Annotated in this window: 1 protein-coding gene; it reads right to left on the reverse strand. The window is 74.1% G+C overall.

Features of this window, described 5'->3' with window-relative positions:
• Window positions 1-58: 58 nt before the first annotated feature.
• On the reverse strand, window positions 59-1,476 hold a 1,418-nt coding region (locus tag Q0112_RS08115), incomplete at its 5' end, for an MBL fold metallo-hydrolase RNA specificity domain-containing protein (RefSeq protein ID WP_297973750.1).

Here is a 1,476-nt window from a genome sequence, read left to right on the forward strand (position 1 = left end):
GCGGCGCGGTATCATCCGCACCGGGCCAGCCCGGCGGGTGCGCGCCGGCGCCTCCGGCTCAACGTGATATATCCACGGGGGGCTCCTCGGGGGTCTCCTCATCGAGGGCACGGCGCAGGCGGCGGATCAGCACGTTGCGCGATCGCTCGTCGGCGGCGGAGGCGAGCGCGGCGTTGATGTCGAGGAAGAGGCGCGAGACGTCGTTGTGCCAGTCGAGGCGCGCCACCTGCTCGGGCCGGATGCGCGGGGCCGGCGCGTCGGCCAGCCGGCGGGCGCCGGCACGGGTCAGCTCGAAGCCCTCGTCGAGCACCGGCTGGAGGATGCGCCCGGGGTCGACGAACGGGCTCAGCCGGCCGGCGAGCGCCTCGATCGCCGGCTCCTCGCCGTGGACGAGGAAGACGTCGCGCCCGATCGGCAGCCGCGCCCGGACCCAGGTGACCAGTTCGCCCGCGTCGGCGTGGCCCGAATAGAGATCGAGCGTCCGGATCCGCGCGCGGACCTGGTAGCTCTCCCCCTGGATCCGCACGCTCGGTGCCCCGTCCTGCAGGATGCGCCCGAGCGTGCCCTCGGCCTGGAAGCCGACGAGGAGCACCGTCGCCTCGTCGCGCCAGAGCCAGTTCCGCAGCCGGTGCCGGATGCGCCCCGCCTCGCACATGCCGCTCGCGGCGATGACGATGTGGAAGCCGTGCACCCGGTCGAGCGCCCTGCTCTGCTCGGCGGTCTGGGTGAAGTGCAGGCGCCGCGCGGCGAGCGCCTGCCGCAGCGCGGCGCCGCCTTCGAGCTCGCGGGCATGGCGCGCGAAGATCTGCGTCGCCCGGCCGGCGAGCGGCGAGTCGACGTAGATCGGGATCTCCGGCAGGGCGCCGGCCGCCATCAGCGCGGCGAGGTCGGCGATGAGCTCCTGCGCCCGCTCGACGGCGAAGGACGGGATCAGCAGCGCGCCGTTCGGATGGATCGCCGCCCGCACCTCGTCGCGAAGCGCCGTCCGCCGGCTCTCGTCGGTGATCGGCGGCCTGACCCGGTCGCCGTAGGTCGACTCGCAGACGAGGTAGTCGATGCCGCTCGGGCCCTGGGGCTCGGGCTGCAGCAGCTTCGCGTCCGGGCCGATGTCGGCCGAGACCAGCAGCCGGAGCGGCGCGCCCTCCTCGGCGATCTCCACCTCGATCGAGGCCGACCCGAGGAGATGCCCGGCGTTCCAGAAGCGCGCCCGGACGCCGGGCACCACCTCGAACCACCGGCCGTAGGGTTGGGCCCTGAAGCGCTTCAGGCAGGCCTGCGCATCCTCCGCGGTGTAGATCGGCTCGACGCCGCGCTCGCCATGCCGGGCGCGCCGGCGGTTGAGCTGCTCGACCTCGATCTCCTGGATGTGCGCGCTGTCGGGCAGCATGACGCCCGCGAGATCGATCGTTGCCGCCGTGGCGTGGATCGGCCCGGCGAAGCCGTCGCGGACGAGCTTCGGCAGGAGGCCGGAGTGGT

Origin of the sequence: uncultured Amaricoccus sp. (genome assembly GCF_937858865.1) — a bacterium.
Classification (GTDB): Bacteria; Pseudomonadota; Alphaproteobacteria; order Rhodobacterales; family Rhodobacteraceae; genus Amaricoccus.